Raw genomic sequence first — 7,308 nt, 5'->3', positions numbered from 1 at the left:
GCCGGCTCCCTTACGTACAGTAGTCGGCAACCGGCTGGTCAGCGGCCGACTGGCTGGTGACCAGCCAGGGACGGCGGGGACGGCCGGCGGCAGTGCCGCGCCGAGCATCCGGGAAAAGCAACGCGGCGATCCGGCCGGCCGGTCTTGCGGCGTACGACCGACGGCACCGGAAACAACAATGGAACCGGCAACCATGTCCACCGCGGATACCGCTCCCACCCGGACACGTCACGGGCGGGAAGCCACCTCGGTCGTGACGCCCGGAGAAATCGCCTGCCAGGACGGTGGAAACGGACGGCAAGAAAACAGCGCCGCTGTCCGGAGCAACGAATCCGATATCGGCAGCCATTTTCAGCATAAAATGACGGAGCCGGGACGAAGGACGTAACGTTGGAAAGCGAGGCGGAAGAAGAGCGGGGAAAGGAAGGCCGGTGGCGGAGGATAGCGGAATGGATCACAGCCATGGACGGGACGCCGGCCATGGGCACGACGTTTCCGTGGACGCTGACCGGCGCTGGTTGACAATCGCCCTCGGCCTCATCCTCGTCTACCTCGTCGGGGAGGTTGCCGTCGGCCTGCTCGCGCACTCCCTGGCGCTGCTGTCGGATGCGGCCCACATGCTCACCGACGCGGCGGCGATCGTACTGGCGCTGGCTGCTCTGCGGGTCGCGGCACGGCCGGCGGGCGGCGCCTACACGTTCGGCCTGCGCCGGGTGGAGATCCTCTCCGCCCAGGTCAACGGACTCACCCTGCTCCTGCTGGCCGGCTGGCTCACCTTCGAGGCGATCGGGCGGCTGGTCACCCCCGGTGATGTGGCGGGCGGGCCCGTCCTGGGCGTCGCACTCGTCGGGGTGGCTGTCAACCTCGCCGCGACCTGGGCGATGAGCCGGGCCAACCGGGCAAGCCTGAACATCGACGGTGCCTTTCAGCACATCCTCAACGACCTCTACGCGTTCGTTGCCACGATTGTCGCGGGAGCGGTCGTCCTCGTCACCGGCTGGGGGCGCGCGGACACGATAGCCTCGCTCGTCGTCGTCGCCCTCATGCTGAAAGCCGGCGCCGGTCTCCTGCACGCCTCCGGTCGGATCTTCCTCGAGGCCGCGCCCGACGGGCTTGATCCGGACGACATAGGGGCCGCCATGGCCTGCCGACCGGGCGTCAGCGAAGTTCACGACCTGCACATCTGGCAGATCACCTCCGGTGAACCGGCGCTGTCCGCGCACGTCCTGGTGCACCCCGAGGCGGACTGCCACGCCGTTCGGGTCGGGGTGCACGCCTGGCTTCGCGACAACCACCACATCGACCACACCACTCTCCAGGTCGACCACCTGTCCGCCGAGGCGCACCGCACGCCCGGACAGTCCGACCCGCACTGTGCCGCGCCGCACGGCACCACGCACTACGCCGCCACGGACCCTTGTTAATCGCGCGGATCACCACCCGCATCGGCGCCCGGACGGCCGACATCCACCGGAGGCGGCCCAGGCCGAACTGTGTCCGTCAGGCCGAACTGCGTCGGCCACGCCGGTTGGCCAACTCGTCCCTGGGATGGCCGACCGCCGCCTGCCCGGTGTGTCCCGGGCGTTCGGGGCGCTCCGTCGGTAGCTGGGACAGCTGCCCGCGCATGTCCTGGACGGCCCGGCCGACCGCGATCGCGAAAACTCCCTGACCACCCTGGACGAGATCGATGACCTGGTCGTCAGAGGTGCACTCGTACACGGTCGACCCGTCACTGACCAGTGTGACCTGCGCAAGGTCCTCGATCCCGCGCACCCGCAGGCAGTCGGCGGCGGCGCGGATGTTCTGCAGGGAGACTCCGGCCTCCAGCAGCTTGCGTACGACGCGCAGGACCAGCACGTCCCGGAAGGAGTACAGCCGCTGGCTGCCCGACCCGGTGGCGCCGCGTACGCTCGGCACAACCAGACCCGTACGGGCCCAGTAGTCGAGCTGCCGATACGTGATACCCGCAGCCGCACACGCGGTGGGCCCCCGATAGCCGACATCGTCACCGGACGGCAAAGGAAGATCGTCCGGGAAGAGCTGACCCTGTCCGATCATCGCCATCCGATCATCGCTGTCGTCGTCGCGTCCGCCAGCCAACCACCCTGGGCTCACCCAACCGCCTCGTCTCACCGGCCGCCCGTCATACCCCTGCCGGCAGCAGGATCGACCGAAGCCTCGACTCGACGGTAAGAGCCCTGGGCGATCCCATCAATGATCACGAGTGGCGTGTCCCGTGACAGACCCACAATGTTCCTAGATCAAGCCTTTGTGAGGATACAACCGCACACGGCCACAGCAGGCGACGAACCGCACGAATCGGCTGGAATCCCGCTAACGACCCGGGGATCCGGGCCGCTGGCAGCGCGAAAAACCATGATCACGCCGCCTTTGGTCCCCGGGCAGCTCGGGATCCGGGGCGCCGGCAGCACAAAAAGATCATTATCGCGCTGCCGTCGGCCCGTTAGGAACCCGGTGTGTTGAAGTCCTCCGGCGAGATCGTGTCAAGAAACTCCCGGAACTTCTCCAGCTCGCTTTCCTGTTCCTGTTCCTGCTCCTCCGGCACGGTGATCCCGGCCTCGGCGAGCACCGACTCCTCGCCGTACACCGGCGCCCCCATCCGCATCGCCAACGCGATGGCGTCCGATGGTCGGGCCGAGACCTCGACCCCGTTACCGAACACGAGTGTGGCGAAGAACACTCCGTCCTGGAGGTCGTTGATGGTCACCCTGGTGAGTTCGGTCTGCAGCGCACGCAACACGTCACGCATCAGGTCATGAGTCATCGGGCGAGCGGTCGTGATGCCCTCCTGCGCGAACGCGATGGCCGTTGCTTCCACCGCGCCTATCCAGATAGGCAGGTAACGTTCACCACCGACCTCCTTCAACAGGACGATCGGCTGCTTCGACGGAAGCTCGACACGAACGCCGACGATGTCCAGCCGATGCACCGATCTACCTCCTCGCACAGGTGGGCAGGACGGGATGATCCGACCGGAACCTGTAAACCGCCACCGGCTGACAGTATCCCGGTCTCCGGTCTTCGTCAGCGGCCCGGTGCTTCCGACAAGATCGGTCACTGTGCAGGCCTTCCACCCCATTCAACGATAGGTGCCCACGCACGAGTCGGCCCACGCAGGCAACAGTCGACAGGCAACAGTCCATCCGTTCCCGGCCGGGAGTGTCACGCGCCTGGCCCGGTGTGCAGCCGGGACCGCAGCAAAGCCGCATGCAACCGTATGAGCAGCCCGGCGATCTCGTCCAGGACCTCCTCCGCCCGCCCTCCGCCGAACGGGTCACGCTGCCCCCGCAGGGGCGCCGCCACCTGTTCGATGAGACCGGCCTCCCGATCGGCGGCCACCCGCGACGGACGCAGATGCCGGGGCTGGATGCCGAAGCCGCTCAGCGCGGCAAACGTCCGCGCGACAGCCAGCGCGTCCCCGTCGAAATAGCTGCCCCCGGGACGGGGCGCAAGCAGCCCGTACTGCTCAAGCTCGGCGAGCTCCTCCTCGCTGACGCCGGTCGCCGCGAGCAGTTCCCGCCGCGACATCCGCACCTGCTCGCCGCTGTCGAGCAGGACGTCGAGGGCGCCAGGCGATGGTGGCGCCACCGGACGCGGTCCGAGACGCTCCCGTGGGAGCAGCCCGCGGTCGAGGGAGTCCAGCTCCTCCTTGATCACTCTGAGCGGCAGGAAACGCTCCCGTTGCGCCCCGAGGACGTAGCGCAACCGCGCGACATCGTCAGAGGAGTACTTGCGATAGTTCGCGCTCGTGCGGGCGGGGACGACGAGCCCCTCCGCCTCCAGATAGCGGATCTTGGACAGTGTCACGTCGGGATAGTCCAGCCGCAACTGGTCGAGAACCTCGCCGATGGTCAGGGTCTTCGCGGTGGAAGCACCCACCCGGCCCCGTGACGCCGGGGCCGCAGCAGACACCGAACCGGCCGCGGCGCGACCGGCGCTCATCGGTGGAATCCCCGGCTCACTGCGGGCCCCCGCCACCCGTCGAGATCATCGGCCCGGTCAGGAACACCAGCCGGAACTTGCCGATCTGCACCTCGTCACCGCTGGACAACTCGGCGGAGTCAATCCGCTCACGGTTGAGGTAGGTCCCGTTCAGGCTACCGACGTCACGCACCGCAAAGCCCTTGGTGTACGGCGACCGGTGGAACTCGGCGTGACGGCGCGAGACGGTCACGTCATCGAGGAAGATGTCGCTCTCCGGATGACGGCCGGCGGTGGTCAGATCGGCGTCCAGCAGGAAGCGGCTGCCCGCGTTGGGCCCACGTTTGACCACGAGCAGGCCGGAGCCGGGCGGCAACGCGTCGACCGCGGCAACCGCGTCCCGCTCGGTCGACTCGTCGACATGGTCGCCCTCGATGCCCGACAGGGCGGCGGCGAGGTTGAGCGTGGAAGTCTGTTCGGCAGGCCGTTCCGGCGCGATGGGCTCACCTGGACGTACCAGTGGAGACCCGCACCGTGCGCAGTACAGGGCATCGGTCGGGTTCTGCTGTCCGCACCTCGTGCAGAACACGGTCGCGTCTGCTTCCTGCCGGACTGCCGCGGACGCGGTTGGCCGGCCGCTCGGGCCACCTCGCCTGGGGTGGCGAAAACGTTCACTTCCTCCTCAGGGCCCCTACTCATCTGGTAACGGCCCCAAGACGACCGGAACAGACAACACCGACCGTGACATCCTGGCCTCGTATCGCTTTCCCGGCGCACAACGAGGCTAGTGCATCAGGCGCACAGCCGCGAAAAGGGGAGCGGGAGAGCTATTCCGGCGTGGCGTCCGTAGCGTCAACGTAAACGGTTGGCGGCATTCCGTGGATGCTCCGTAGATATTCCGTAGATCTTTACTACGCCTTCACGTGCTGGGCGTACGCAGCGGCGTCCAGCAGTGACACGGTCGCGGAAGTGTCGTCGACGGCCAGTTCGACGAGCCAGCCTTCACCGTAGGGATCGGAGTTGACCAGCTCGGGAGTGCTGTCGAGCACCTCGTTGCGGGCGATCACCTCCCCTGAGAGCGGAGCGTAGACATCGGAGACGCTCTTGGTCGACTCCACCTCTCCGAACGGCTGGCCGGCCTGCACCCGTTCCCCCACCGCCGGCAAAGTCACGAAGACGATGTCACCGAGGGCCTCCTGAGCGTAGGAGGTGATTCCCACCCGCACGGTGGCATCGTTCACCCGGATCCACTCGTGCTCCTTGGTGTACTTCAGGTCCTCCGGGTACACGGGGGATTGCCTCCGATGCTCCTCAAGGCCTCCGGCGACGCGACGAACAACGATCGCCCCACCGTCGGCTCCGACACTCCTCAAGGCCTCCGGCGACGCGACGAACAACGATCGCCCCACCGTCGGCCCATATCCGGGCTCATATCCGGCCCGGCTTCAGCCCAGGTTCGACCGTACAGGCCGACCAGCTACCCGGCGGGCCGAGCGTAGCGGGGCATCGCAAGCCGCCGCAATGCCGCACCTCAGCACACTCACCCAGGACGCCGGGATCCGGCACATCGTCGCGAAGCAACCCCACCTGCGGATGAATCCCTTGACGATCACTACCAGGTGATCACCAAGCCAAAGGTGGGCACCAACCACAGAGGCAGGGGTCCCCGTGTCGTCGCGAAACGACTATGTGGGGGCCGACTATGTGGGGGGAGTGGTGGGGAAGGCCGCGACGACGGCGCCCCAGCGTTGCAGGAGCTGACCGGCGTCGGTGGTGGCACATCCCTCGGCCCACAGGTGGGTGACGGCTTCGGCCGGATCGGGTAGCACCAGCACCCAGGAGCCGTCCGGCTGTACCACCCGGACGCCGTCCGTGGTGTCGATCGTGCATCCTCCGTCGGGATCGACCGATTCCACGACCCGGCGCATCACCGTCCCCTTTGCCGCCCACGGCGTCGCCACGGATCGGCGCAACACTGACACGGCCGGAATACGCGCGTCGATGGCGCTCAGGGGCAGCCGGGTCCGGGCAACCAGTGCGGCCAGCTTGACGAACGCGGCCACGCCGTCGATCGCGGGGGCGAACTCGGGAACGACGAATCCCCCGCGACCGTCCGCGGCGAAGACGACGTTCGCCTCACCCGCGGCCCGCGTCAGGTCAGCGGCCGACAGCGACGTCCGCCGCACCGTCAGTCCGTGAAAGCGGGTCACCTGGTCGGCGACCCGCGTGGTCGTCACCGGCAGCGCGACCTCGGCTCCCCGGTTCTCGGAGGCGACAAGATCGAGAAAGACCAGCAGCGCCCGCTCGTCGTCGATCAGGTCGCCACGCTCGTCCACGATCGTGATCCGTTCACCGGTATGGTCGAACCGGACCCCGAACGCGGCCCGGGAGCTGGCCACCAGCTCGCCGAGACGGTCCAGCGTGCGCTGGCGGGCGCCGGGCGGCCCGGCTGGGAAGGTCTCGTCCAGTCGGCCGTTGACGGTGAGCGCGTCCACGCCGAGATGTCCCAGCAGCGTCGGCAGGACCAGCGACACCGCTCCCCCGGCCGCGTCAATCACGATCTTCAGATCGGCTTCGGACAGACCGGAGGTATCCACCCGGTCCAGCAGGTCCCGGGCATAGCTGCCAGCCGTGCGGGCCGGGAAACGCAGCTCCCCGATCTCGTCGGGAAACGCCCGCCGGAACTCCTGGCGGCTGACGACCCGGTCGAGCTTGCGCTGGACGGCGGAGGAAAGGTCGCTTCCCTCGGAATCCAGGAAGATGATGTCGACGCGTTCGGCGTCACCCTCGGTCTCGCGAATGACGACGCCACCGGCGGCGTCGGAGGAACGGACGTCGAAACGCACCAGCGGCATCGGCGCGACTTCCAGATCCCGCACGTCGATCGCGCTCGCGGTGAGTGCGCTGGTCACCGCACGCTTGAGCGCCCGGGCGGCCCGGGAACCGTCCCTGGCGGTGGTCACCGTCGATCCCTTGCGCAGGGTCGTGGCGTATGCGCTGCCGAGACGGACCACCAGCTCCGGTGTGATCTCGACGTTGACCAGCCCCGAAACCCCCCGGGGACCGAACAGCGAGCGCTGCCCCCGGGACTCCCAGATGACGCTGGTGTTGACAACCGCTCCGGCCTCGATCGTCTTGAACGGGTAGACCTTGACGTCGTGGGAGACGAACGCCTCCTCCTCGATCACGCATTCGTCACCGATGACCGCGCCCTCCTCGATCCGCGCGGCCCGCAGCACATCGGTGCTCTTGCCGATCACGCAGCCACGCAGGTTCGTCTGCGGCCCGATCTGCGCGTTGTCCTGGACCACCGCCCGGTGCAGGAAGGCGCCGGGTTTGACCACGACGTTACTGCCGATCACAGTG

General features: G+C 67.9%; 7 protein-coding genes. 1 reads left to right on the top strand and 6 read right to left on the bottom strand.

Annotated features, from left to right (window positions below; translation table 11 throughout):
- Nucleotides 1-449 precede the first annotated feature (449 nt).
- A complete protein-coding gene (locus DD1DGNOD_RS13925; protein ID WP_131770342.1) occupies nucleotides 450-1,424 on the top strand; it encodes a cation diffusion facilitator family transporter in 975 nt (324 codons plus the stop codon).
- 76 nt (nucleotides 1,425-1,500) lie between these two features.
- Here DD1DGNOD_RS13925 and DD1DGNOD_RS13920 read toward each other — a convergent pair whose 3' ends face one another.
- The 6 genes from DD1DGNOD_RS13920 to DD1DGNOD_RS13895 all read right to left on the bottom strand — a co-directional run.
- Nucleotides 1,501-2,064 (bottom strand): MerR family transcriptional regulator, encoded by a 564-nt coding sequence (locus DD1DGNOD_RS13920; RefSeq protein WP_241255707.1) that lies wholly within the window; start codon nucleotides 2,062-2,064, stop codon nucleotides 1,501-1,503.
- A gap of 400 nt (nucleotides 2,065-2,464) precedes the next feature.
- Nucleotides 2,465-2,950, bottom strand: a complete 486-nt coding sequence (locus DD1DGNOD_RS13915) for a bifunctional nuclease family protein (RefSeq protein ID WP_131766807.1) — start codon at nucleotides 2,948-2,950, stop codon at nucleotides 2,465-2,467.
- 233 nt (nucleotides 2,951-3,183) lie between these two features.
- The gene (gene ftsR, locus DD1DGNOD_RS13910; RefSeq protein WP_131766806.1) at nucleotides 3,184-3,963 is read right to left on the bottom strand and encodes a transcriptional regulator FtsR; all 780 of its coding nucleotides are present in this window, start codon (nucleotides 3,961-3,963) and stop codon (nucleotides 3,184-3,186) included.
- 16 nt (nucleotides 3,964-3,979) lie between these two features.
- Nucleotides 3,980-4,531 carry an FHA domain-containing protein gene (locus tag DD1DGNOD_RS13905; RefSeq protein ID WP_131766805.1) on the bottom strand — a complete coding sequence of 184 codons (552 nt, stop codon included), beginning with the start codon at nucleotides 4,529-4,531 and terminating at the stop codon, nucleotides 3,980-3,982.
- Nucleotides 4,532-4,853: 322 nt separating this feature from the next.
- Entirely contained in the window at nucleotides 4,854-5,231 is a 378-nt protein-coding gene (gene gcvH / locus DD1DGNOD_RS13900; protein WP_131766804.1) for a glycine cleavage system protein GcvH, read from the bottom strand.
- A 411-nt stretch (nucleotides 5,232-5,642) separates the two neighbouring features.
- Nucleotides 5,643-7,308 (bottom strand): mannose-1-phosphate guanyltransferase (locus tag DD1DGNOD_RS13895; RefSeq protein ID WP_241255706.1); only part of this gene is annotated, 1,666 nt, incomplete at its 5' end.

Source organism: Candidatus Protofrankia californiensis (genome assembly GCF_900634765.1).
Taxonomy (GTDB): domain Bacteria; phylum Actinomycetota; class Actinomycetes; order Frankiales; family Frankiaceae; genus Protofrankia; species Protofrankia californiensis.
The sequence above is the reverse complement of the archived record's forward strand: the minus strand, read 5'-3'. Positions and strand labels throughout refer to the sequence as shown.